General features: G+C 70.2%; 25 protein-coding genes and 1 pseudogene. 18 read left to right on the top strand and 8 right to left on the bottom strand.

Going from position 1 to position 23,307, the window contains the following annotated elements; all coding sequences use genetic code 11:
* Positions 1-74: 74 nt before the first annotated feature.
* The 4 genes from ABS642_RS12505 to ABS642_RS12490 are packed head-to-tail and all read left to right on the top strand — an operon-like array spanning position 75 to position 3,689.
* Positions 75-602 carry a hypothetical protein gene (locus tag ABS642_RS12505; RefSeq protein ID WP_350350316.1) on the top strand — a complete coding sequence of 176 codons (528 nt, stop codon included), beginning with the start codon at positions 75-77 and terminating at the stop codon, positions 600-602.
* Positions 599-1,780, top strand: coding sequence for a peptidoglycan-binding domain-containing protein (locus tag ABS642_RS12500; RefSeq protein ID WP_350350315.1), 1,182 nt, complete (start codon positions 599-601; stop codon positions 1,778-1,780). Before ABS642_RS12505 ends, ABS642_RS12500 begins: the two co-directional genes overlap by 4 nt.
* Positions 1,777-2,502, top strand: coding sequence for an ABC transporter ATP-binding protein (locus ABS642_RS12495; RefSeq protein WP_350350314.1), 726 nt, complete (start codon positions 1,777-1,779; stop codon positions 2,500-2,502). Before ABS642_RS12500 ends, ABS642_RS12495 begins: the two co-directional genes overlap by 4 nt.
* Complete coding sequence (locus ABS642_RS12490) at positions 2,499-3,689, top strand: ABC transporter permease (protein WP_350350313.1); 1,191 nt, start codon at positions 2,499-2,501, stop codon at positions 3,687-3,689. The genes ABS642_RS12495 and ABS642_RS12490 overlap by 4 nt, the downstream gene beginning before the upstream one ends.
* On the opposite strand, the gene ABS642_RS12485 is transcribed toward ABS642_RS12490, so the two are convergent.
* Entirely contained in the window at positions 3,679-3,903 is a 225-nt protein-coding gene (locus tag ABS642_RS12485) for a hypothetical protein (protein ID WP_350350312.1), read from the bottom strand. The two genes, ABS642_RS12490 and ABS642_RS12485, sit on opposite strands and share 11 nt — an antisense overlap.
* Positions 3,900-4,070 (bottom strand): hypothetical protein, encoded by a 171-nt coding sequence (locus ABS642_RS12480; protein WP_350350311.1) that lies wholly within the window; start codon positions 4,068-4,070, stop codon positions 3,900-3,902. Before ABS642_RS12480 ends, ABS642_RS12485 begins: the two co-directional genes overlap by 4 nt.
* Positions 4,071-4,227: 157 nt before the next feature.
* Here ABS642_RS12480 and ABS642_RS12475 point away from each other — a divergent pair, with 157 nt between their 5' ends.
* The 6 genes from ABS642_RS12475 to ABS642_RS12450 all read left to right on the top strand — a co-directional run bounded on the left by ABS642_RS12475 (position 4,228) and on the right by ABS642_RS12450 (position 11,150).
* A complete protein-coding gene (locus ABS642_RS12475; protein WP_282214887.1) occupies positions 4,228-4,926 on the top strand; it encodes a GTP pyrophosphokinase family protein in 699 nt (232 codons plus the stop codon).
* Between the two features lie 49 nt (positions 4,927-4,975).
* Positions 4,976-7,420, top strand: coding sequence for an FdhF/YdeP family oxidoreductase (locus tag ABS642_RS12470; protein ID WP_350350310.1), 2,445 nt, complete (start codon positions 4,976-4,978; stop codon positions 7,418-7,420).
* A 1-nt stretch (position 7,421) separates the two neighbouring features.
* The gene (gene fdhD / locus ABS642_RS12465) at positions 7,422-8,390 is read left to right on the top strand and encodes a formate dehydrogenase accessory sulfurtransferase FdhD (protein WP_350350309.1); all 969 of its coding nucleotides are present in this window, start codon (positions 7,422-7,424) and stop codon (positions 8,388-8,390) included.
* A gap of 219 nt (positions 8,391-8,609) precedes the next feature.
* Entirely contained in the window at positions 8,610-10,196 is a 1,587-nt protein-coding gene (locus ABS642_RS12460; protein WP_350350308.1) for a molybdopterin-dependent oxidoreductase, read from the top strand.
* Positions 10,197-10,236: 40 nt separating this feature from the next.
* On the top strand, positions 10,237-10,725 hold the full coding sequence (locus tag ABS642_RS12455) for a MogA/MoaB family molybdenum cofactor biosynthesis protein (protein ID WP_350350307.1): 489 nt from the start codon (positions 10,237-10,239) through the stop codon (positions 10,723-10,725).
* Positions 10,722-11,150 (top strand): molybdenum cofactor biosynthesis protein MoaE, encoded by a 429-nt coding sequence (locus ABS642_RS12450; protein ID WP_282214882.1) that lies wholly within the window; start codon positions 10,722-10,724, stop codon positions 11,148-11,150. Before ABS642_RS12455 ends, ABS642_RS12450 begins: the two co-directional genes overlap by 4 nt.
* A 12-nt stretch (positions 11,151-11,162) precedes the next feature.
* Here the strand turns inward: ABS642_RS12450 and ABS642_RS12445 are convergent, their stop codons facing one another.
* The 4 genes from ABS642_RS12445 to ABS642_RS12430 are packed head-to-tail and all read right to left on the bottom strand — an operon-like array spanning position 11,163 to position 13,901.
* Positions 11,163-11,396 (bottom strand): MoaD/ThiS family protein, encoded by a 234-nt coding sequence (locus tag ABS642_RS12445; protein WP_282214881.1) that lies wholly within the window; start codon positions 11,394-11,396, stop codon positions 11,163-11,165.
* Positions 11,393-11,887, bottom strand: coding sequence for a cyclic pyranopterin monophosphate synthase MoaC (moaC, locus tag ABS642_RS12440; RefSeq protein ID WP_350350306.1), 495 nt, complete (start codon positions 11,885-11,887; stop codon positions 11,393-11,395). Before moaC ends, ABS642_RS12445 begins: the two co-directional genes overlap by 4 nt.
* Positions 11,884-13,119: a gephyrin-like molybdotransferase Glp gene (gene glp, locus ABS642_RS12435; RefSeq protein ID WP_350350305.1), complete on the bottom strand. Its 1,236-nt coding sequence runs from the start codon at positions 13,117-13,119 to the stop codon at positions 11,884-11,886. Before glp ends, moaC begins: the two co-directional genes overlap by 4 nt.
* Positions 13,116-13,901: a HesA/MoeB/ThiF family protein gene (locus ABS642_RS12430; protein WP_350350304.1), complete on the bottom strand. Its 786-nt coding sequence runs from the start codon at positions 13,899-13,901 to the stop codon at positions 13,116-13,118. The genes glp and ABS642_RS12430 overlap by 4 nt, the downstream gene beginning before the upstream one ends.
* Before the next feature lie 88 nt (positions 13,902-13,989).
* Here ABS642_RS12430 and ABS642_RS12425 point away from each other — a divergent pair, with 88 nt between their 5' ends.
* The 7 genes from ABS642_RS12425 to ABS642_RS12395 all read left to right on the top strand — a co-directional run bounded on the left by ABS642_RS12425 (position 13,990) and on the right by ABS642_RS12395 (position 19,481).
* Positions 13,990-14,724, top strand: coding sequence for an SDR family NAD(P)-dependent oxidoreductase (locus ABS642_RS12425; RefSeq protein WP_350350303.1), 735 nt, complete (start codon positions 13,990-13,992; stop codon positions 14,722-14,724).
* A gap of 209 nt (positions 14,725-14,933) precedes the next feature.
* Positions 14,934-15,326: a TOBE domain-containing protein gene (locus ABS642_RS12420; protein WP_350350302.1), complete on the top strand. Its 393-nt coding sequence runs from the start codon at positions 14,934-14,936 to the stop codon at positions 15,324-15,326.
* Between the two features lie 3 nt (positions 15,327-15,329).
* Positions 15,330-16,118, top strand: coding sequence for a molybdate ABC transporter substrate-binding protein (gene modA, locus ABS642_RS12415; RefSeq protein ID WP_350350301.1), 789 nt, complete (start codon positions 15,330-15,332; stop codon positions 16,116-16,118).
* The gene (gene modB / locus ABS642_RS12410) at positions 16,115-16,903 is read left to right on the top strand and encodes a molybdate ABC transporter permease subunit (protein WP_350350300.1); all 789 of its coding nucleotides are present in this window, start codon (positions 16,115-16,117) and stop codon (positions 16,901-16,903) included. The genes modA and modB overlap by 4 nt, the downstream gene beginning before the upstream one ends.
* Positions 16,900-18,060: an ABC transporter ATP-binding protein gene (locus tag ABS642_RS12405; RefSeq protein ID WP_350350299.1), complete on the top strand. Its 1,161-nt coding sequence runs from the start codon at positions 16,900-16,902 to the stop codon at positions 18,058-18,060. The genes modB and ABS642_RS12405 overlap by 4 nt, the downstream gene beginning before the upstream one ends.
* A 19-nt stretch (positions 18,061-18,079) precedes the next feature.
* On the top strand, positions 18,080-19,162 hold the full coding sequence (gene moaA, locus ABS642_RS12400; RefSeq protein ID WP_282214871.1) for a GTP 3',8-cyclase MoaA: 1,083 nt from the start codon (positions 18,080-18,082) through the stop codon (positions 19,160-19,162).
* Positions 19,163-19,217: 55 nt separating this feature from the next.
* Entirely contained in the window at positions 19,218-19,481 is a 264-nt protein-coding gene (locus tag ABS642_RS12395; RefSeq protein WP_282214868.1) for a hypothetical protein, read from the top strand.
* A 6-nt stretch (positions 19,482-19,487) separates the two neighbouring features.
* Here ABS642_RS12395 and ABS642_RS12390 read toward each other — a convergent pair.
* Positions 19,488-20,701: pseudogene (locus tag ABS642_RS12390) on the bottom strand (amidohydrolase).
* Positions 20,702-20,834: 133 nt separating this feature from the next.
* Entirely contained in the window at positions 20,835-21,476 is a 642-nt protein-coding gene (locus ABS642_RS12385; RefSeq protein ID WP_350350298.1) for a TetR/AcrR family transcriptional regulator, read from the bottom strand.
* A gap of 128 nt (positions 21,477-21,604) precedes the next feature.
* Here ABS642_RS12385 and ABS642_RS12380 point away from each other — a divergent pair, with 128 nt between their 5' ends.
* The gene (locus ABS642_RS12380) at positions 21,605-23,269 is read left to right on the top strand and encodes an ABC transporter substrate-binding protein (RefSeq protein ID WP_350350297.1); all 1,665 of its coding nucleotides are present in this window, start codon (positions 21,605-21,607) and stop codon (positions 23,267-23,269) included.
* Positions 23,270-23,307: the final 38 nt, after the last annotated feature.

Raw genomic sequence — 23,307 nt, 5'->3', positions numbered from 1 at the left:
TTACTCTGCTGCGACCGGCCGCCCCGTGAACTGTCCTCACCCCTCACCGTGAGGGAGCACCGAAAGGACACCCCATGCGAATCACACGCAACCGCGGCCTGGTCTTCCTCGCCGGCCTGATGCTCGTCGGCGGCCTCGCCGCCTGCGCTCCCACGCCCGACGCGGCGGACGAGTCCCCCGACCTGGACAGCGCCAGCCAGGAACAGGAGTTCGACGACTGGCAGCTCGCCTGGGAGAAGTGCATGAAGGACGAGGGCGTCGACCTGTCGCAGTTCATGGCCAAGGCCGGCAGCGACGGGGAAGAGACCGAGGTCGCCCCTGAGCCGCCGAGCGATGCGGACATCGCCGCGATGGATGACGCGCGCGAGGTCTGCGACGAGAAGCTCGGAGATCCGCCCACGCGCCCCGACATGCCCTCCGATGACGAGATGAACGAGATGATGCTCACCTTCGCCCAGTGCATGCGCGACGCGGGATACGACTTCCCCGACCCCGAGCCGGGCCCCGCCGGAACCACGGCCGCCATGCCCATGGGCGACTACGACCCGGCCGACATGGATGCGTGCATGACCGAGGCCGGCTTCCCCGGAGCCGAAGGATGAAGCACTCATTCGGCATCCTGAGGAAGAGAGATCCCGACGAGGACGATCAGGACACCGTTCTCGGCATCGGCGGAACCGGCGGCAACGGAGACGACGACGGGGAGGAGGAGCAGCGCTTCTCCTCCGGTCGCGGTCGCCGCGGCTGGATCATCGCGGCGACCGCCCTCGTGGTGGTGGCTGCGGTCGCCGCGACGATCCTGCTCACCCGTCCCCCGGCCGAGGCCGGCGAGGAGAAGAAGGCGCCGCCCACCGAGACGACGGCCGTCGCCCGGGGGAACCTGACCGAGCAGGTCCGGGTGACGGGCAAGCTCGAGTTCAAGAACGTGCGCGATCTCGGGTCTCCGCTCGCGGGCACGGTGACGGGCGTGCCCGCACCGGGAACCGTCGTCGGACGCGGGTACGAGCTCTACCGCGTGGACGACACCCCGGTCATCCTGATGTTCGGTGGGCTGCCCGTGTGGCGGGAGTTCGCGGAAGGCATGACCGACGGTGAGGACATCCGGCAGCTCGAGATCAACCTCCAGGCACTCGGCTTCTTCGACGGCGAACCGGACGACGAGTTCCGGTGGGCGACGATCGAGGCGATCAAGGAATGGCAGGACGCGCTCGGTCTCGAAGACACGGGTCGCATCGAGATGGGACGGATCGTGTTCTCTCCCGGAGAGGTGCGGGTCCAGGATGCCGTCGCGAAGGTCGGCAGCCCGGCGGGCGGCGCGGTGCTCAAGGTGTCCGACAGCACCAAGGAGGCGGCCGTCGACATCGATCCGAACCTGGCGGCGAACGCGCCGGTGGGTGCCAAGGTCGACGTGCGGCTGCCGGACGGCACCGTCGCGACCGGCACGGTGACCGCCGTTGGCGCCCCCGTCGAACGGGACAACGACAACGGCGGCAAGACGCTGAAGCTCCCGATCACGATCGTGCTGGACGACCCGACCCTCGCGGCGGCGTTCGACACGGTCAGCGTGAGCGTGACGCTGGTCCATCTCATCGCCGAGGACGTGCTGCTGGTCCCCGTGACCGCCCTGCTCGCGCAGCCGGGCGGAGAGTCGGCGGTCGAACGCGTCGTGAACAAGAAGACCGAGCTCGTCACGGTCGAGCTCGGCAAGTTCGCGGACGGGATGGTGGAGATCGTCGGGGGCGACCTCGCCGAAGGCGACATCGTGGCGGTGGCGAAATGAGCGCCGTGATCGAGCTGACGGGGGTGACCCGTTCCTACGGGTCACCCCCGACTCTCGCCCTGCGCGGAGTGGATCTGCGGATCGATCGGGGAGAGATGGTCGCGATCGTGGGGCCGAGCGGCTCCGGGAAGTCCACTCTCCTGAACCTCATGGGCACCTTGGATCGAGCGAGTTCCGGTCTCACCCGGATCGCCGGCTACGACGTCGCCGACCTGGGCGACGCGCAGCTCTCCGCCCTGCGCGCGTACACGATCGGCTTCGTGTTCCAGCAGTTCCATCTCTCCGACGGCGTCACCGCCATCGACAACGTCGCGACGGGACTCCTCTACACCGGCACGCCGACGGCCGCGCGTCGCAAGCGCGCGGCCGTCGCCCTGGAGCGGGTGGGGCTGGGGCACCGGCTGCGTCATCAGCCGCGTCAGCTCTCCGGTGGAGAGCGACAGCGTGTCGCGATCGCCCGAGCAGTCGTGGGGGAGCCCGCGCTGCTGCTCGCCGACGAGCCCACCGGGAGTCTCGACAGCAAGTCGGGAGCCGCCGTCATCGAGATCCTGAAGGAGCTCAACCGGGCAGGCACCACGGTCGTGGTCATCACCCACGACCAGGAGCTCGCCGATCGGATGCCGCGGCAGATCCGCATCCGCGACGGCGAGATCGTCGCCGACACCGGGCGTCCGGGCGACGTCGCGGTCGCGTCGGCACCGAGCCTGGAGGCGAGCGCATGAGCGTGCGGCTGCAGGCGAGACTCCGCCCATCCGACCTGCTCGGACTCGGCTTCCACGGCCTGCGCGCGCACCCTCTGCGGGCGGTGCTGTCGGCGCTGGGCATCGCGATCGGCATCGCCGCGATGATCGCCGTGATCGGGATCTCCACGTCGAGCGAGGCGCTCGTGAAGCAGAGACTGGCCTCGCTCGGGACCAACCTCCTGACGGTCACGGCAGGCAGCGACATGTTCGGCGGAGACGCCAAGCTCCCCGCCGACGCGATCATCCGTGTGCGGAACCTCCCGGGCGTCGAGACGGCGACCTGGATCTCGACTCTCAAAGACGTGCATGTCTACCGGAGCGCATCGATCGACAAGGGCGAGACCGGAGGGATGACAGTCGCGGCCGCCGGCGACGATCTGCTCGAGGCGACCGGGTCGGATCTGCAGGCGGGCGCGTGGATGAACGAGGTGACGGAGAAGCTCCCCGCCGTCGTGCTCGGCTACAAGGCGGCGGAGAGGCTGGGGATCAGCACGGTCGGGAGCCAGGTCTGGCTGGGCGGACGGTACTTCACCGTCGTCGGGATTCTCGAGCGAGCGCCGCTCGCACCCGAGCTCGACACCGCCGCGCTGATCGGTGCGGGCATCGCCGAGGAGCTCTTCGGGTTCGACGGCTCCCCGACGACGATCTACGAGCGGTCGGCGGACGACGCCGTGGACGAGGCGCGCGATCTCCTGCCGCGCACGGTCAATCCCGAGGCGCCCAACGAGGTCAAGGTCAGCCGTCCGTCCGATGCGCTCGCCGCGAAGAACACGATCGATCAGGCCTTCACCGGACTTCTGGTGGGGGTCGGCTCCATCGCCCTTCTCGTCGGCGGCATCGGCGTCGCCAACACCATGGTGATCACGGTCCTGGAGCGCCGCCGCGAGATCGGACTCCGACGAGCCATCGGCGCGACCCGCGGGCATATCCGCTCGCAGTTCCTCGTCGAAGCCGTGCTGCTCGCCTCGCTCGGCGGACTGGGTGGATCCCTCATCGGGTGGCTCATCACCTGGATCGTCGCGACGGGCAACGGATGGCTCGTGTCCATCCCTCCGCTGGTGCTCGTCGCCGGCGTCGTCGTCACGATGTTCGTCGGCGCGATCGCGGGGTCCATCCCGGCCATCCGCGCCGCCCGGACATCGCCGACCGCCGCCCTCAGCGCATGAGAGACGGGTCGCTCCCCGAAGGGAGCGACCCGTCCGTGGTCCCGGGGGAGCGGAACAGGCCGAAGAACCACCGGACGGCGAGTGTCGACACGATGACGGCGAAGAGCACGGAGAGGAAGGCGATCATGCCGAGGGCCAGGACCGTCAGCGCGACAATCTCGGCGGACAGCAGCACCCCGAATCCGGCGAGCAGCGTCGAGAGGTCGTCGATCATGAGGTGCGCTCCGCCGCGGCAGGACGAGCTGCGCGCTGCGCCTGCGGGGCCTCGTTCAGGGAGCGCCAGGCCAGGTAGGCCGCGTACGCGCCGACGGGCGGGGTCGACGTTCCCGGCGGTGTGGTCCGCGCGATCCGGTGTCGAGAACCGGGGGATGCAGGTGCCAATCGATGCCCCTTCCGTGCTGCAGCTCTCACTGTGCAGGGGGCGGGGTTGCCACAGCGTAAGCGCCGACGATGCGCTCACGCTCGCGTCGATCCGGGTGGAATCGCCATGATGCCGATCCACAGCGGTTTCCGATCACGAACTTGTAACGTCGATCTCATGACGACCCTTCAGGTCACCGAAGACTCCATCCGCAAGACACGCGAACTGCGTGACGAGTTCCAGCGTTTCCTGCGCGAGTACGAGTTCGGGATGCGTGAGGTGGAGACGAAGATCTCGATCCTCCGTGACGAGTTCACCCACGACCACGCGTACAACCCGATCGAGCACGTGAAGAGCCGTCTGAAGACGCCGGACAGCATCGTCGAGAAGATCGCTCGCAAGGGCATCGACGAGCCCGACTTCGACCGCATCCGCTCCGAGATCACCGACATCGCGGGCGTGCGCGTGACCTGCAGCTTCGTCGCCGACGTGTACCAGCTCTTCGACCTCCTCACGCAGCAGGACGACGTCACGGTGCGGGTGGTCAAGGACTACATCGCGCAGCCGAAGGAGAACGGCTACAAGAGCCTGCACGCGATCATCGAGGTCCCGGTGTTCCTGTCGACGGGCGCCCTGGCGGTTCCCGTCGAGGTGCAGTTCCGCACCATCGCGATGGATTTCTGGGCCAGCCTCGAGCACAAGATCTACTACAAGTTCTCGAACCAGGTCCCCTCGCACCTCGTCGACAGCCTGACGGATGCCGCGGCGGCCGCCGCCGAGCTCGACACCCGCATGGAGCGCCTGCACCGCGAGGCCCACGGCGTGCCGCGGAGGCAGCTCGCCCCGCCGCCGCCCCCGCGCGTCGTCGGAGTCTGACTGAGGCCTCCGGAACGTCGCCTCGCGCGCCTGGCCTAACATGGGCGGCATGGCGACGAAGGCACCGAAGTCCGACATCGACGAGACCGGTGTACGGGTCTCGAAGCCGAAGAAGGTCGCCGTCGGCGTGCCCGCCGTGCTGCACGCGCTGCAGATCGCGAACGAGCAGATGGGCGTCGTCCGCACGGTGCAGACCCTCGCGCGGGTGAACCAGAAGGATGGGTTCGACTGCCCGGGATGCGCGTGGCCGGAGGAGGACAAGCGGCACCTCGCCGAGTTCTGCGAGAACGGGGCCAAGGCTGTCGCCGAGGAGGCGACTCTTCGCACGGTCGGCCCGGCGTTCTTCCAGGAGCACTCGATCGACGAGCTCCGTGGCCACGACGACTGGTGGCTCGGGCAGCAGGGGCGGCTGACGCATCCGATGATCCTCGACGAAGGTGCAACCCACTATCGTCCCGTGTCGTGGGACGACGCGCTGCGCGCCGTCGCCGACGAGATCGCCGCGGTCGACGACCCCGATGAGACGGTGTTCTACACGTCGGGTCGCACGTCGAACGAAGCGGCCTTCCTCTACCAGCTACTGGTGCGCGGCATCGGCACGAACAACCTGCCGGACTGCTCGAACATGTGCCACGAGTCCAGCGGATCCGCGCTCACCGAGACCATCGGCATCGGCAAGGGCACCGTGTCGATCGACGACATGCACGATGCCGACCTCCTGATCGTCGCGGGGCAGAACCCGGGGACCAACCACCCGCGGATGCTGTCGGCGCTCGAGAAGGCCAAGCAGCGCGGTGCCAGGGTGATCGCGGTGAACCCGCTGCCGGAAGCCGGTCTGATGCGGTTCGAGAACCCGCAGACTCCGCGAGGCGTGGCGTTCGGCGGCACGAAGATCGCCGACCGGTTCGTGCAGATCCGCTCCGGTGGAGATCAGGCGCTGTTCCAGGCCATCGGCAAGCACCTGCTCGAGGTCGAGGAGCGCGACGGCGGCGTGCTCGACCACGCCTTCATCGACGCGCACACCAGCGGCTTCGACGCGTACCGCGAGGCGATGGCACGCGCCGACTGGGCGTCGCTGGTCGAGGCGACGGGCGTGTCCGAAGCCTCGCTGCGCGTGATCGCCGAGGACGTGCGCACCTCGAAGGCCACGATCGTCTGCTGGGCGATGGGCCTCACGCAGCACAAGCACTCCGTGCCGACTCTGCGCGACGTGGTCAACGTGCTGCTGCTGCAGGGGAACATCGGTCGGAAGGGCGCGGGTGTGTGCCCGGTGCGCGGACACTCGAATGTGCAGGGCGACCGCACCGTGGGCATCTACGAGAAGCCGTCCGAGGCGTTCCTCGAGGCCCTCGATCGCGAGTTCGCGTTCACCGCACCCCGCGAGCACGGCTTCGACACGGTCGAGGCGATCCGCGCGATGCGCGACGGCCGCGTGCGCGTGTTCATGGGCATGGGCGGCAACTTCGTCTCGGCCACGCCCGACACCGCCGTCGTCGAAGCCGCGATGGCCCGGGTGAACCTCACGGTGCAGGTCTCCACCAAGCTCAATCGCTCGCACGTCGTCACCGGCCGCCGGGCGATCATCCTGCCGACCCTCGGGCGCACCGACCGCGACCGCCGCGGCGGCGCCGAGCAGCGCGTCACGGTCGAGGATTCGATGGGCGCCGTGCACGCGTCCCGCGGCCGTCTGGCGCCCCCGTCCGATGATCTGCTGAGCGAGGTCGCGATCGTCGCTCGCCTGTGCGGCCACCTCTTCGACGAGGGACCGTCGCCGGCGCAGGCGCCCGTGTCGCACGACGGCGACCCCGAGCGGGGGCTCCCCGAGCACGGCGAGATCGAGGGCGAGCGCTACTCGCCCCGACCGAAGAACGCTCCCCGCGCCGACTGGGCCGCCCTCGAGACGGACTACGCCCTGATCCGCTCCCACATCGCGCGCGTCATCCCGGGGTTCGAGGACTACGACGCCCGCATCCAGAAGGGGCGCACGTTCTTCCTCCCGAACGGACCCCGCGACGAGCGCCGCTTCGCGACGGTCGACGGCAAGGCACGCTTCACGGCGAACGTGCTGGAGTACCCGGTGATCCCCCCGGGCCGCCTGCTGCTGCAGACGCTGCGCTCGCACGATCAGTACAACACGACGATCTACGGCAAGGACGACCGCTACCGCGGCATCAGCGGCGGCCGGCGGGTCGTGCTCGTGCATGCGGAGGACATCGCCGAGCTCGGATTCGCCGAGGGCGAGATCGTCGACATCGTCTCGGAGTGGACGGGTCCCGACGGCACCGTCGAAGAGCGCAGGGCCGAGGAGTTCCGCATCGTCCCGTACTCGACGCCGCGCGGCAACGCGGCGGCCTACTACCCGGAGACCAACGTGCTCGTGCCTCTCGATTCGGTCGCCGACGTCAGCGGCACACCCACGTCGAAGGCCGTGATCGTGCGCCTCGAGCACCGCGCCGGCGCGGGCGCCACCGGCGCGGCCGCGCCCGGCGACTGAGATGGGACGCCTCACCGCCCGCTCACCGATCACCCGCATCGCGATCGTCGATGACGAGGTCACGGTCCGCCGCCGCGCCGACACCCTCGCGGTGGAGGAGCCGCTCGAGATCCGCGTCGCGGGAGCCCCGCTGACCGTGACGATGCGCACCCCGGGCCATGACGTCGAGCTCGCCGCCGGATTCCTCGTGTCGGAGGGCGTGATCGGGGCCGGTGGCGACTTCCTCTCCGCGATCCACTGCGGTGGCCCGGGCACAGGAGGCGGGGCGCCCGGCTCTCTGCTGACCATGGACTCACCTGGGTCCCTGAGCCTGTCGAAGGGCCATGCAGGACGCTTCGACAGGCTCAGCGACCCAGAGTCGGCCGCCCCGCCGGCATCCGTCCTCTCCTCGGGCAACACCTACAACGTGCTCGACGTGACACTCCGGCCCGGACTGGAGCCGCTGCTCACTGACATCGCACGCAACTTCTACACGACGAGCTCGTGCGGCGTGTGCGGAGCGGCCTCCATCGAGGCGATCGAGAAGACCTCCCGATTCGACGTGGCGGCGGATGCCGTCACCGTGGATGCCGCGCTGCTGCTCGGTCTCCCCGACAGGCTGCGCGAGGGGCAGGCCGTGTTCGAGAAGACCGGCGGCCTCCACGCCGCGGCGCTCTTCGACGCGGCGACCGGCGAGCTGCTGGTGCTGCGGGAGGACGTCGGCAGGCACAACGCCGTCGACAAGGTGATCGGCTGGGCCGCCCTCGACGACCGCCTGCCGCTGAGCGGCACGGTGCTGCAGGTGTCGGGGCGGGCGAGCTTCGAGCTGGTGCAGAAGGCGGTGATGGCCGGCATCCCGATCCTCTCCGCCGTGTCCGCGCCGTCATCACTCGCCGTCGAGCTCGCGGCCGCGTCGGGGCTCACGCTCGCGGGGTTCGTGCGGGGGAGCTCGATGAACGTCTACTCACGGCCGGAGCGCGTGCTGGTCTGATCCGGCCGCGCGACGCGGGCACCGGCTCGAGGCGTGCACAACTCAGGAGATTCTTCCGGAATCTGCCCCAGAAGGGTCCGTTTCGGGCCATGCCCGAGCTTTTCTCCTGAGTTGTGCACGCGAGAACACGGAGCGCACTCCGGAACTCCGCTCCGATCCGTTTCCGCTCTGCCTCCGAACTACCTGCGAGCACCTTCACCGGTGGAACAGGAGACGATCATGGCGCAGCGACGCAGTGGGAAACGATTCATCGCGTGGGCCGCGCTCGCGGGCGTGATCAGCGGCGCGGTGTTCCTCGCCGTCGCCGAGCTCTTCGCCCTGATCTTCGCGCGCACGGCCAGCCCGATCCTGGCGGTCGGCGGCTTCGTGATCGACATCGTGCCGCAGCCCTTCAAGGAGTTCGCGATCGCCACGTTCGGGGAGTACGACAAGATCGCACTGCTCGCGGGGCTGGGCCTCGCGGTGGTCATCGCCTCGGCGATCGCCGGCGTCCTGCAGCTCGTGAAGGCTCCGTTGGGCGTCATCGCCCTGGTCATCGCCGGCGTGCTCTCCACAGCCGCCATCGTGACGCGTGCCGGAGTCACTCCGCTCGCCTTCCTGCCTCCCGTGCTCGGCACGATCGTCGGGTCGCTGATCCTCGTCCTGCTGGTCCGGCGTCTCCGCGCATGGCGTGCGGCGGCCGCCGTGGCGGACGACTCCGCGAGCGCGGTCCCCGAGAATCCGGCCGCCCCGAAGGGCATCGACCGCCGTCGCTTCTTCGCCCTCGCTGCCATCGCCGGGGTATCCGCCGTCGTCGTGGGTGTCGCCTCGCGCGCCGTGACCATGGCCGTCGGCTCTGTCGAGTCGATCCGCAACGCCCTCAAGCTCCCGGCGCCGAAGTCGACCGTGACCGTGCCGCAGGGCGCAGAGCTCGACATCAAGGGGCTGAGCGAGCTGTTCACGCCGAACAAGGACTTCTACCGCGTCGACACCGCGCTCACCGTCCCCACGATCGACCCCGAGACCTGGCGTCTCGTGATCGACGGCATGGTCGACCAGCGCGTGGAGCTGTCGTTCCAGGACATCCTCGACATGGGCCTCGACGAGTATGCGATCACGCTCACCTGCGTCTCGAACGAGGTCGGCGGAGAGCTCGTCGGCAACGCGATGTGGCTCGGCGTCCCCCTGCGCGACGTGCTGAAGAAGGCCGGCGTCAAGTCCGGCGCCGACATGGTGCTCTCGAAGAGCGTCGACGGCTACACGGCCAGCACGCCGCTGGCCGCCCTGACCGATGACAACCTCGATGCGATCCTCGCGGTCGGGATGAACGGCGAGCCCCTGCCGCTCGAGCACGGCTTCCCGGTGCGCATGGTCGTGCCCGGGCTGTACGGCTACGTGTCGGCGACCAAGTGGCTCACCGAGCTCAAGGTCACGACCTTCGCCGACGATGAGGCCTACTGGACACCCCGTGGGTACAGCGCCGAGGCCCCGATCAAGTTCTCGTCGCGGCTCGACACCCCGAGCATCGGCGAGGCGGTGCCGGCGGGCAAGATCCCGATCGCGGGAGTGGCCTGGGCGCAGTCGGTCGGCATCGAACGGGTCGAGGTGAAGATCGACGAAGGCGATTGGATGCCGGCCACCATGTCGACTCCCATCAACGATGACACCTGGGTGCAGTGGTTCATGGAGTGGGACGCGACCCCCGGCACGCACTACGTCGCGGTCCGTGCCGTCAACAAGAACGGCGACCTGCAGATCGAGGAGCGCGCACCGATCGCCCCCGACGGCTCGACCGGGTGGCAGCGTTCGCTGATCCGCGTCACCTGATGCCGGTGCGCGGACGAGCGCCGGGACCTAGGGTGGAGCCATGACCTCGCTCCCCGCTCTCGTGATCACGGTCTCGGACCGGTCGTCTCGGGGAGAGCGCGAAGACCGCGGCGGACCGATCGCCGTCGGGCTCCTGCGGGATGCCGGCTGGCACTGCCCGGACGCCGAGATCATCCCGGACGGCGCCGATTCGGTGGCGGATGCGCTCCGCAGGGCATCCGCACGCGGCATCCGGCTCATCGTCACCACCGGCGGCACCGGCGTCGCGCCGCGAGACCAGACGCCCGAGGGCACGCGCCGGGTGATCACCCGCGAGCTCCCCGGGATCGCCGAGGAGCTGCGGCGCAGCGGACTCGCGGACACCCCGCTGTCCGTGGTGTCGCGGGGACTCGCCGGCATCATCGACCCCGCCGGGGCGCTGGTCGTGAATCTTCCCGGTTCCATGCGTGCCGTGGCATCCGGGGTGCCCGTGATCCTCGGCGTCGCCGGGCACATCGTCGACCAGCTCGAGGGCGGAGACCACTCATGAACGACGTACGACTGGCGGCGATGAGCGAGGAGCTCCTCGACCTCGACGCGCATCTCCGGGCTGTGGAGGACCCGCGACTCGGCGGCGTGACCACCTTCGTCGGGCGGGTGCGCGACAACGACCCCGATGCTCAGACGCCGGTGGTCGGCCTGGAGTACAGCTCCCATCCGGATGCCGAGGCGACGCTGCGCCGTATCGCCGAGCAGGCCGGCGGCGATGCTTCCGCCGTGGTGGCCGTGAGCCACCGCGTCGGGCGGCTGGAGGTCGGCGATGCGGCCGTCGTGATCGCGGTCGCCTCCGAGCACCGCGCCGAGGCCTTCGAGGTGTGCCGCGCGGTGATCGAGGACATCAAGCGCGACCTGCCCGTGTGGAAGCGGCAGCTCGAATCCGACGGGACGACGTCGTGGAAGGGCATCGGCGGCTGACGCCGAGCTGTCTCAGCCTCCGGCGAAGGGCGGGAGCACGTCGATGAGCTGGGCGTCGTCGAGCGGCCGGTCGTCGTCGGCCCGCACGCCGTCGACGAGCACGGCGCACCGCGGCAGGATGTCGGTGAGGGCCGGATGCTGCGCCACGACCGCCGCGCGGAGAGCGAGCAGCGTGCGCTCGTCGCGTTCCTCGGCATCCGTGCCCGCGGCCTCGGCGGCGGCGGCGAAGTAGCGTACGCGGGTCATCGTGCGTCTCCTGGCGCGTCTTCGCCGGGACGGACCCAGTCGCCGGAGCGTCCGCCCGACTTCGCGACGATGCGCACGTTCTCGATCACGACCGCGCGATCGATGCCCTTGATCATGTCGACGATCGCGAGGGCCGTCACCGACACGGCCGTCAGGGCCTCCATCTCGACGCCGGTGCGGTCGGCGGTGCCGACGGTCGCCTCGATGAGCACACCGTCGTCGACGATGTCGAGCTCGATGCTCGCGCGGTGCACGCCGATGACGTGCGCCAGGGGGAGCAGCGTGGGCGTGGACTTGGCGGCCTGGATGCCGGCGATGCGCGCGACGGCGAGGACATCGCCCTTCGGAGCGGTGCCGTCGCGGAGCGCCGCGATCACTTCGGGGCTGCAGCGCACGAAGCCGCGTGCGGATGCCGTGCGGACGGTCGGCTGCTTCGCGGTCACATCGACCATGTGGGCGCGGCCGGCCGCGTCAAGGTGAGGGAAGCTCATCCGACCAGCATGACATCGATAGCGTCGCCCACGGAAACGGCCTGGACCTCGGCCGGGACGATCGCGAACGCCTGCGCTCGAGCGAGCCCGCCCGCCAGGTGCGACCCCGAGCCCCCAGATGTCGCGGGGCTCACGGTGCGGGCGACGAGATCGACCACGGCAGGGAGGAACTGACGACGGCCCGGAGGGGTGGTCCAGGCGACGTCGGCGGTGAACGACGCGTGCGGGCGGTGGGTGGCGGCGCGACCCTGCATCGCGAGCAGAGCGGGGCGCACGAACACCTCGAACGACACCGCGACGCTCACCGGATTGCCGGGGAGGCCGAAGACGAGTGCTCCGGCATCCAGCACGCCGAAGGCCTGCGGCTTGCCCGGCTGCATCGCGACGCCGACGAACTCGACCTCGCCCTGTCCGTCGAACGCGCCGCGCACCGGTTCGTAGGCGCCTGCACTCACACCGCCCGTGAACACGATCACGTCGGCGCCGAGGGCCGTGGCCTCCGCGGTGACCGCGCGGACGGCATCCGCTTCGTCGGGCACCCGGGCGACGAGGACGACCTCGGCATCGGCATCCGCCACCAGCTGTTCGAGCAGGGGGCCGTTGGAATCAGGGATGCGTCCGCGGGCGGCGGGTTCTCCCGGCGCGAGCAGTTCGCTCCCGGTCGAGACCACGGCCACGCGCGGAGCGCGCGTCACGGTCACCTCGGCGATCCCGGCGGCGACGGCCGCGGCGATCTGGAACGCGCCCAGGCGCTCGCCGGCGAGCACGACGTCGTCGCCCGCCTGCAGATCCGCGCCGCGCCGGCGTACGAATGCGCCGGGCTTCGCCGGCGCCCGCAGCACGCGGACCTCGCCCAGGGAGTCGGCGAGACCGCCCTCCGTGTCCTCGAACGGGACGATCGCGTCGGCATCCGTGGGAGCCGGGGAGCCGGTCATGATGCGTGCGGCCTCGCCGGGGCCGAGCGGCGGGTCGAGAGACACCCCGGCCGGAAGGTCTGCGACGACGCGGAGAGTGATCGGGTTCGCCTCGGATGCCGCGTCGACGTCGGCGGCGCGCACAGCGAAGCCGTCCATGGCGGAGTTGTCGAACAGGGGGATGTCGTGGGCGGCGACGGCCGGATCCGCGAGAGTGCGCCCCGAGGCATCCCGCACCGGGCGGGTCTCGGCCTCGAGCACGTGCACGGCGTCGAGGACACGCGTGAGCTGGTCCTCGACCGAACGCAGGGCGGTCATGCCGACACCGCCTCGGTCGTCGCGGATGCCGGACGGATCGCGATCTCGTGCTGGCGTGACGAGAGCGCATCGATCATCGCGAGCCGGCCGAGCAGGGGCTTCCCGGCTCCCGTGACGAGCTTGATCACCTCGCCGGCCAGCATCCCGCCGACCTGCACGCAGAGCGCACCGAGTACACCGACCTGGGCGCAGCTCGGCGGCTCGCCCTCGGTGCCGATCGGGAAGAGGTCGGCGAGCACCACGGGCTCGCCCTCGGGCGGGTTCGACCAGAAGACGGTCGCCTGAGCGTGCCATTCCTGCACGGCTCCCCACACCAGCGGGACACCGAGTGCCTCGGCCGCGGCGGCGACGTCGCGGCGGGTGTCGAACGAGTCGCTCGTGTCGACGACCACATCGGCACCGGCGAGCAGACGTTCGGCGTTCGCGCCGTCGAGGCGCTCCGGGAACTGCGTGACGACGGTCTGCGGGGCGAGGGCGCTGATCGCCCGCTCCGCGGACGCGGTCTTCCGCGTGCCGATGTCCTCGACCCGGTGCGCGAGCTGGCGCTGCAGGTTGGTCAGCTCCACGACGTCGTCGTCGATCACGGTGATCGATCCGATGCCGGCCGCGGCGAGGGCGAGCAGCACGGGCGAGCCGAGCCCGCCGGCGCCCACGACGGTGACGCGGGCGGCGTTCAGGCGGCGCTGGCCCTCTTCGCCGATGCCCGCGAGCACCGCGTGCCGGGCGGTGCGGACGAGCTCGGTCGGCTCCAGAGCGGATGCGGGGGCGACGAGAGGTTGCATGGCTTCAGCGTAGGCCTCGTCGTGCGCGCGTGTGGAGGGTGCGTGCTCCTCCGACCCTCGTCCGCGTCATCGGGGTGAGGATGGTGTCATGGCACGCATCCTCGTCACCGGCTCGACCGACGGTCTCGGCCGCGCGACGGCAGCAGCACTTCTCGACCAGGGTCACCAGGTGATCGTGCACGCGCGCAGCGCGGAGCGGGCCGCGGCGGTCGCCGAGCTGACCGACCGTGGTGCCGACCGGATCATCGTCGACGTGGCCGATCGGCAGGCCGTGATGGATGCCGCGGCGGAGCTCGACGGGGGAGAAGCCATCGACGCCGTCATCCACAACGCCGGCGTGATCTCGGGCCCCGGTCTGCTGCCGGTGAACGTCGTCGCGCCGTACCTCTTCACCGCGCTGCTGGGCACCCCGACCCGCCACGTCTACCTCAGCAGCGGGATGCATCGCGGCGGGTCGACCGACCTCGCGGGCCTCGACTGGGACGGCGACCGTGTGACCGCCAGCTATTCCGACACCAAGCTGTTCGTCACGACGCTCTCCGCGACGGTCGCCGATCGGTGGGCACCGCGGGTCTCCGCCAACGCCGTCGACCCCGGCTGGGTGCCGACGAAGATGGGCGGTGCCGGCGCACCCGACGACTTCGACCTCGGCCACGAGACCCAGGAGCGTCTCGCGACCGATCCGCACCTCGCGGTCACCGGTGGCTACTGGCACCACGGCGAGCAGCGGCAGCCCCATCCGGCCGTCGCGGATCCGGCGTTCCAGCAGGACCTGCTCGCCGCACTGGCCGACGCGACGGGTGTCGAGCTGCCGACACGGTAGGGCGCAGTCGCGGCAGTGATGATCAGCCCTCGGCGTCGACCGACGTTTCGCGGAGCCCCTGACGAATCCCGGACCGTTCCGTGGATATCGGTCCGCGAAACGTCGGCTTTTCCGCGAATCATCACCACTGCGATCCGCCGCGAGACCGCGAGTTACGCAGAATCGGATGGATATGACTACACACTCCGCAACTGCGGTAGATTCGCCCCATGCAGACCTATCGGATCGCCCGTGCCGCGCGACTCCTCGGAGTGAGCGACGACACCGTCCGGCGCTGGATCGATCATGGGCTCCTCCCGGTGACGGATGCCGTTCCGGCCGAGATCCCCGGCGACGCGCTCGCCGCCCGCGCGGTCGCCCTCGCCGAGGAGGCGAAGGCTGCGGACGACCTCCTGTCCAGTGCCCGCAACCGGTTCATCGGCATCGTGACGCGCGTGCAGATCGACGGGCTCATGGCCCAGGTCGATCTCCAGGCGGGTCCCCACCGGGTCGTCTCGCTGATGTCGGCCGAGGCGGCGCGCGAGCTGCAGCTCGAGGTCGGCTCGCTCGCCACCGCCTCCGTCAAGGCGACGCAGGTCGTCGTCGAAGTCCCGAAGGTCTGACACATGAATCGCACGTTCCGCCGCTCCGCCACCGCACTCCTTGCGGCCGCCGCGCTCGCCCTCACGGGGTGTGCGGGCGCCGCCGGATCCGCGCCGTCGACCTCGCCGACCGAGACGACGACGGAAAGTACCCTGAGCGGTGAGCTCACCGTCTACGCCGCAGCGTCGCTGTCGGGCGCCTTCGACGCGATCGCCGAGAAGTTCACGGCCGAGAATCCGGACGTCAAGGTCAGCCCGGTCTACGACGGCTCCTCGACGCTGGTCACGCAGATCCTCGAGGGCGCTCCGGCCGACGTCTTCGCCTCCGCCGACGAGGCGAACATGGACAAGGCGAAGGATGCCGCGATCGACCCGGCGCTCTTCGCCTCGAACACGCTGGTCATCGCGGTTCCCGCCGGCAACCCCGGAGAGGTCACGACGCTCGCCGACCTCGCCGACGTCACCACGGTGCTGTGCGCCCCCGAAGTTCCCTGCGGCGCGGCATCCGCGAAGCTCCTCAGCGCCGCCGGCGTCACGGTCGAGGCGGCGAGCCTCGAGCAGAACGTGACCGCGGTGCTCACGAAGGTCGCGGCATCCGAAGCCGACGCGGGTCTGGTGTACGCGACGGACGTGGTCGGCCGCGACGACATCGAGGTGATCGTGCCTGAGGGCGCCGACGACGTTGTGAACCACTATCCGATCACCGCGCTCGCCGACGCCCGCAACCCGGACGCCGCCGAGGCGTTCGTCGCCTTCGTGCTCTCGCCCGCCGGTCAGAAGATCCTCGCGGACTTCGGCTTCGGAAAGCCATGAGCGCGGGCGGTGCGCAGGGATACGCGCCCCGCGCGCTCGCCGTCCCCGCGCTGATCGGGCTGGCCTTCCTCATCCTCCCGCTCGCGGCGCTCGTCGGCCGCGTGCAGTGGTCGACCTTCATCGCCGATGTGACGTCGGAGGCCGCGCTCTCGGCCCTCGCGCTGTCTCTCGGGACCGGACTCGTCGCCACACTGCTGTGCATCATCGTCGGGGTGCCGCTTGCGTTGTACATCGCCCGCTCGGGACCGCGCCTCGCCGCTGTGCTCCGCGCCGCGGTGACGGTCCCGCTCGTCCTGCCGCCGATGGTCGGCGGCGTCGCGCTGCTGTACCTGTTCGGTCGCGCCGGATGGCTGGGTGGCCTCGGGCTGTCGTTCAGCACGCCCGCGGTCGTGCTCGCGCAGACCTTCGTCGCCCTGCCGTTCCTGGTGCTCGCGGTCGAGGGCGCCGTGCGCACGTCCGGCGTCGACTATGAGCGCACCGCCGCGGCGCTCGGCGCGGGGCGGTGGACGATCCTCCGCCGCATCACCCTCCCGCTCGCGGCGCCGGGCATCGTGGCGGGCGTCGTGCTCTGCTTCGCCCGTGCCATCGGCGAGTTCGGGGCCACGGCGCTGTTCGCCGGCAACCGTCCCGGCGTCACCCAGACCATGCCCCTTGCGATCTACACCGCGTTCAACGGCGCCGGAGTCTCGCAGGGTGCGGCTGTCGCCCTCGCGCTGCTGCTGCTCGCCACCGCCATCGCCGTGCTGCTCCTGGTGCGCGGCTGGCGACCGGGAGCGGCGCGATGAGCGGGCTGAGCGCTCACATCGTCGTGGCTCGTGAGCACTTCGCCGTCGACATCGCCCTGGATGTCGCGCCCGGCGAGACCGTCGCGGTGATGGGGCCGAGCGGCGCGGGCAAGTCGACGCTCCTCCAGGCGCTCGCGGGTCTCGAACCGCTGACAGCCGGGGAGATCTCGGTCGGGGAGCGCGTCGTCGATCGTGTGGAGGCGCCGCGCGTGCGCACGGAGCCCAAGAATCGGGGCATCGTGCTGCTCGGACAGGACGCCCGGCTCTTCCCGCACCTGACCGTGCGCGAGAACGTGGCCTTCGGTCCCCGTGCGGGCGGTGCCGACGCCCGCGCCGCGCGCGACGCCGCCGACGAATGGCTCATCCGCGTCGGCCTTCCGGGAGCAGGAGACCGGATGCCGCGAGAGCTCTCGGGAGGAGAGGGCCAGCGGGTCGCGGTGGCACGTGCGCTCGCCGCGTCTCCGCGCGCCGTGCTCCTGGACGAGCCGCTCGTCGCGCTCGACCCGGAGACGGCGGGAGAGATCCGTCGGATGCTGCGCGACCAGCTCGCCGGGACCACGACGATCGCGGTCACGCACGATGCGGCGGATGCCGTGGCGCTGGCCGAGCGCCTGATCGTCATCGAGTCCGGTCGCGTGACGCAGAGCGGTCCCGTGCGCGAGGTACTGGCGGCACCGGCATCCGGTTTCGTCGCCTCGATCGCCGGCGTCAACCGGGTCGTCGGGGTCGCGCGCGGCGGCGGGTGGTCGAACGGCGAGCTGCACCTGACGAGCACGGATGCCGCGTCGCGCGCGCTCGCCGCGACGGACGGTGCGCCACTGGTCGCGGTGTTCCGCCCGCAGGATGTGCGGGTCGTCGACGCCGCGACAAACCCCGACGCGTGCCGCACGCAGATCACGCGGCTCGAGTCGACGCTCGCCGGGATCCGCGTGCACACTCCGTTCTGCCAGGTCGACGTCTCGCTCGCCGACGCGACGGGACTCGCACCGGGGGATCCGCTGCAGCTGCGGGTCGACCCGGCGGGCGTGCGCTTCGTGGCGGGCGCTGACGATCATCGCCGGCTGCTCGACAGATCGCTGGCCGTCGCTGGCAATGTGCCGGTCGTCGCCGTCCCGCCTACCCTCGACGGCGGATCGCGGGTTAGTCTCGGAGGATGACTACGCGCGAGGTGGAGCGATGACGGCCGTACCGGTCGTGATCGGCGTCCGCACGCCCGACGTCACGACCGCCAGCGGTGCTGTCCCGACGAGCGGTGCGCTCGTCGACACTCACGGCCGTGTGCACCGTGATCTCCGCATCTCGCTGACCGATCGCTGTTCGCTGCGCTGCACCTACTGCATGCCCGAGCAGGGCAACGAGTGGCTCGCGCGCGCCAGCATCCTCTCCACCGACGAGATCGTCGAGGTCGCCGAGGTGGCGGCCGCGCTCGGCATCCGCACGTTCCGGCTCACCGGAGGCGAGCCGCTGCTGCGCGCCGACATCGTCGACGTCGTCCGTCGGATCGCCCGCATCGAGGGGGAGGACGGCCCGGTCGAGGTCGCGATGACCACGAACGGCATCAGCCTCGCGAAGAAGCTCCCCGACCTCATCGCCGCCGGCCTCACGCGTCTCAACATCAGCATCGACACGGTCGATCGCCAGCGCTTCGCCGACCTCACCCGACGCGACCGCATCGAGGACGTGTTCGAGGGCATCGCCGCCGCCGCGGCATCCGAACTCCGTCCGCTCAAGCTCAACGCCGTCGCGATGCGCGGTGTGAACGACGATGAGCTGCCCGATCTCGTGGCCTTCGCGATGGGCGTCGGCGCGCAGCTGCGCTTCATCGAGCAGATGCCGTTGGATGCCGGGCACACGTGGGACCGCTCCACGATGGTGACCCGTGAGGAGATCCTCGAGAAGCTCGGCGAGCGCTGGCAGCTCGACCCGGTGCCCGGGCGCGGAGGAGCTCCGGCCGAGAAGTGGCGGATCGACGGCGGCCCGCACGAGGTCGGCGTGATCGCCTCGGTGACCGCTCCGTTCTGCGGCGCCTGCGACCGCCTGCGCCTGACGGCCGACGGTCAGTTCCGCAACTGCCTGTTCTCGAACGCCGAGTACGACCTCACCGCGGTGATGCGGAGTGAAGGATCGGTGCCGGGTCACCGCGCCGACGCCATCGCCGCGTTGCTGCGCTCCTGCGTGCACGGCAAGCTGCCCGGCCATGCGATCAACGATCCGTCGTTCCTCCAGCCCGCGCGCGGCATGAACGCCATCGGCGGCTGATCCGCCACCGGTCGCGCTCTTGCGGTCGACGGGTGACTCCTGGGAGCATCACCTGGTGAGTGCAGCGAATGTCGATACCGAGAGCGTCGTCGACGTCGGGTCTCTGGCCGGCATCGATCGCGAACCGCAGCGCTGCGAGTGCGACCACGGCGACGAGACCGGCTACGCCCCCTGCGGACGCAAGGCCAAATGGCGTGTCACGATCGACTGCGTGTGCGGCGAGGGTCATCCGCGACGCGTCGAGATCCTGTGCTCGCGGTGCATGCGGACGGCGCGACAGGAGTACGGACGCGAGGCGATCACGGTGCGACGCCTCTGACGACGCTCAGCCGAGGAACTCGCGCGCAGCCGAGGACAGAGCGGTCACGCCGACCTCGATGGTCGGGTGGATCTCCGGCGCGAAGTACGGCGAGTGGTTCGTCGGGATGTCCTTGTCCAGGCGCCCGCGGCGGCGGCCTCGGCGAAACGCGTCGGGTCGACTCCGCCCCAGAACCAGAAGACCAGGGGGACTCCGGCATCCCGTGCGAACCACGAGACGTCCTCGCTGCCGGTGAACATCCCGGGATCGATGACGGATGCCTCGCCCAGTGCCCGCTGCAGGGCCGCGGTCACCCGTGCCGTGGCATCTTCGTCGTTGATCGTGGCCGGCAGCGTGTGCAGCGTGTGGATCTCGGGCTCGCGCTCGGCGCCGGAGGCGAGGGCCTCGGCGCGCACGATGCGCTCGACGCTCGCGAGCACCTTCTCGCGGGCCTCCTCGTTCGGATAGCGCAGGCTCAGCTCGAGTGTCGCCTCTGCCGGGATGATGTTGTTCTTCAGGCCGGCGTGGATCGAGCCGACCGTCACGACGCCCACGCCCTGCGGGTCGATCTCGCGGGAGGCGATGGTCTGCAGCCGCATCACGGTGGCCGCGGCCATCACGACCGGGTCGATCGTGGAGTGCGGGCGGGAACCGTGCCCGCCCCGGCCGTGCAGGATGACCGTGAGGCCGTCGGATGCCGCCATCTGGGTGCCGCTGCGCACGCCGATGATCCCGGCGGGGAGCGGGGTGACGTGCTGGCCCAGCACGACGTCGGGCTTCGGGTAACGGTCGAGGATGCCGTCATCGAGCATCGCCCGCGCACCGGCGCCGTACTCCTCTGCGGGCTGGATCAGCACCACGAGCGTGCCCGTCCAGTCGGCCTTCTCGGCGACGAGCTTCTCGACCGCGCCGATCATCGCGGTGACGTGCATGTCGTGCCCGCAGGCGTGCATGACCGGGACGGTGTTCCCCGAGGGGTCCACGCCCTTGGCGGTGCTCGCGTAAGCCAGGCCGGTCTGCTCCTCGACGGGCAGGGCATCCATGTCTGCGCGCACCCAGACGACCGGGCCTGCGCCGTTCTCGAGAACTCCGACGACGCCGGTGACCCCGACGCCCTCCTCGACCTCGAGGCCCAGATCGCGCAGGTGAGCAGCGGCGATGCCGGCGGTGCGCGTCTCCTGGAACGAGAGCTCGGGATGCTGGTGCAGGTCGATGTAGAGCACTTCGAGGTCGATCGTCATGGCCCCGAGCCTACTCGGGGATGCATTGTGCCGACCCGGCCCCTTCTGCTCGAGCCAGCCCTCTGTGGCGCGCGATAAGGGGGTGGCTCGCAGGAAAAGGGCCGGGTCGGCGGAGTATTCGAGCGGAACCTGGTCAGCCCTCGCGGGAGTACGTTCCCAGCTCCGGTCCCGGGTGCAGGACGCCGTTCACGATCGCCCGGATCGCGAACTCGCTCGCCCCACCGAGTTCGATGACGCCGGGGTGCAGGAGCCACTGCAGTTGCAGGCCGTCCATGACTGCGAGGATGCCGGCGGATGCCGCGGCGATGCTCTCCGGATCGTCGACGCCCTCCTGTGCGCAAAGCTCGTGGAACGCCGCGGTCACCTCGCGGCGCAGGGTCGTGTATCGCTCCTCGAAGTACTCGCGGCCCGGGTGGTCGTCGGTGACGGACTCCGAGGAGAGCACCGTGTACGCCTGCACGATGCCGGGGCGCTTCTCGTTCGCGAAAGCCGTGCGCACGAGGTGGAGGAAGAGTTCGGGCCCGCCGGGGATGTGCTTCTTCTCGAGGGCGGCCACATCCGCCTGGTCGCGGTAGGAGAGCACCTCGAGCAGGAGCTTCTGCTTGGAGCCGAAGTGGTGCAGCACGCCGGCGTGGGTGATGCCGACCTGCTCGGCCACATCGGCGAGAGTGCCGTTGGTCGACCCCTTGTTGCCGAAGATCTCGACCGCGGCCTTGAGGATCTGCTCGCGCTTGGCACGGGTCGACGGACGCACCTTCGACTCGTCGTCCACCACGCTGATCCCCTTCGTCGGCCGTGCACTTGCCATCTTACTTACCAGTGGGTAACCTCACCAATACTTACTTTCTCGCCAGTAAGTGAATGTCCCCCACGCAGCACAACGACCGTGCCCAAGGAGAAGCAATGAAGCTCAGGAAATCCCTGATCGCCGTCACGGCGATCACCGCCCTCGGAATCTCGGCCCTCGCCGGCTGCTCCGCCGGCGGGAACGACGACGCCGGCTCGGGCGAGTCGGCCGCCCTCACGATCGCGAAGCCCGACGGCGCGATCACCACCGAGTCGAACAACCCGTTCGTCGGCGACTCGTCCGCCTCGAAGTACGGCTACGGCAAGGTCATCTTCGAGACGCTCGGCCTCGTCAACCAGACCGGCGACCGCGAAGTGACCCCCTGGCTGGCCGAGAGCATCGAGTGGAACGACGACTACACCGCCGTGACCGTGGTCCCGCGCAAGGACGTCACCTGGAGCGACGGCGAGCCGTTCACCGCCGACGACATCGTCTTCACCTACGAGCTCGTCTCGACTCCGTCGCTCGACACTGCAGGTCTGCAGTTCGAAGGCGCGACGGTCGAGGGCGACGCCGTGACCCTGACCTTCGGGCAGTCCAAGTTCGTCAACCAGGCCCGTGTGCTGCACGTGCCGATCGTCCCCAAGCACATCTGGGAGAACCTCGACGAGCCGGCCACCGACCCCGTCAAGGGCGACGACCTCGTCGGCACCGGCCCCTACGCGCTGTCGAACTGGTCGACCGAGTCGGTCACCCTCGAGGCGCGCGACGACTACTGGGGCGGCGACCTCGCCGTGCCCGAGCTGCACTACGTCTCCTACGGCGACAACACCGCGCTGACCACCGCGCTCGCCCAGGGCGAGGCCGACTGGGCCCAGGCGTTCATCCCGCAGATCGAGGAGCAGTTCCTCTCCGCCGATCCCGAGCACAACAAGTTCTGGGCCGCCCCGACCACCGGGTCCGCGACGCTCTTCATGAACCTGCACCAGAAGCCGTTCGACGACCCCGCGTTCCGTCAGGCTCTCGCCTGGGTGATCGACCGCGACGCCTACGTCGACATCGCCCGCGAGGGCGCCAGCGAGCCGGTCTGGTCGGTCACCGGACTCTCCTCGATCCTCGAGGACGAGATCCAGCCCGAGTTCCAGGGCGAGGAGTACTCGGTCGACGCCGAGAAGGCCCGCGGCGTCCTGAAGGACGCCGGCTACACGTGGGACGGCGACGCGCTCATCGATCCCGACGGCACGCCCGTCTCCTTCACGCTCTCGGTTCCCTCCGGGTGGAGCGACTGGAACACCGCGCAGGAGCTGATCGCCGAAGACGTCTCGGACTCCATCGGCGCCGAGGTGAAGATCGACATGCCCGACTGGGGCGGCTGGCAGGGCCCGCGTGACGACGGCACGTTCTCGGCCATCATCCACTGGCTCGAGGACAGCGGTACCGCCTACGGTCTCTACACGTCCACCATGGACCCGCGTTGGATCTCACCCGACGGCATCGCCGGATTCAACTTCGGACGCTTCGAGGACCCGGCGGCCACCGAGGCACTGAACACCTACGCGAACGCCGCCTCCGACGAGGAGCGCACGGCTGCGCTCGACACCATGCAGAAGATCTTCGTGGATCAGGTTCCGGCGATCCCGCTGGGTGCGCACCCGCTGCTCGGCGAGTTCAACACGCGGAACTACGTCGGCTGGCCGTCGGAGGAGGACCCGTACGCATCGGCCGACCCGACGCAGCAGAACATCGTGCAGATCCTCACGAAGCTGAAGCCCGCCGAGTAAGCATCCGATGGGGAGGCCCGGTCTCGCGCCTCTTGACG

It is taken from the genome of Microbacterium sp. A8/3-1, assembly GCF_040267695.1.
GTDB classification, from domain to species: Bacteria; Actinomycetota; Actinomycetes; order Actinomycetales; family Microbacteriaceae; genus Microbacterium; species Microbacterium luteolum.
The sequence above is the reverse complement of the archived record's forward strand: the minus strand, read 5'-3'. Positions and strand labels throughout refer to the sequence as shown.